Annotated in this window: 1 pseudogene; it reads left to right on the top strand. The window is 56.7% G+C overall.

Annotated features, from left to right (window positions below):
* Window positions 1–64: 64 nt before the first annotated feature.
* Window positions 65–826, top strand: a pseudogene (locus tag N5A93_RS19465) (IS3 family transposase); the annotation flags it as partial.

Genomic DNA, 826 nt, shown 5'->3' with positions numbered 1-826 from the left:
TGACCCAGCCCCCTGAACTCAGGCCATTGAGGTGTTAGTAATCCGTCCGAGAAAAGGATGGATCATGAAACGCAGATTTTCAGACGAACAGATCATCGGGATGATCAAGGAATACGAAGCTGGTGTGAAGGCGCAGGAGCTTTGCCGGCGCTACGGCATCAGCGATGCGACCTTCTACAAATACAAAGCGAAGTTTGGCGGCATGAACGTGTCGGATGCCAAGAAGCTGCGTGCGCTGGAAGACGAGAACAACAAACTGAAGCGCATGCTGGCAGATGCGATGCTCGACAATGCCGCTCTGAAGGATCTCGCGACAAAAAACTACTGACGCCTGACGTGAAGCGACGAGCTGTGCGTGATGTGATGGATCGGCACGGCTTGTCCGAGCGTCGGGCGTGTGAACTGGCGGATCTGCATAGGTCAGTCTTCCAGTATCAGAAGCAAGACCAAGGCGATGACGCTTTGCGCAAACGGTTGCGAGAGCTGGCGAACGAACGTCGTCGGTTCGGATATCGCCGTTTGGGCGTCTTGCTGACCAGGGAGGGCTTCGAAGTGAACCACAAGAAGCTGTTCCGGCTCTACAGTGAGGAAGGGCTGACGGTGCGTCGTAGACGGTCGCGCAAGCGGGCCTTGGGAACGCGGCGGCCCATTCTGGTGCCAGATTGCCCCAATCAAAGATGGTCGCTCGACTTCGTTTCCGATGCCTTCGAAGATGGTCAGCGGTTCCGTGTGCTATGCATTGTAGATGACTGCACCCGAGAGGCACTGGCAACAGTGGTGGACCGATCCTTGTCCGGGGTGCGAATGACCCGCGAACTGGACGACC

It is taken from the genome of Roseovarius salincola (genome assembly GCF_026891095.1).
GTDB lineage: Bacteria > Pseudomonadota > Alphaproteobacteria > Rhodobacterales > Rhodobacteraceae > Roseovarius > Roseovarius salincola.
This window is presented reverse-complemented; position numbering and strand designations above follow the sequence as displayed.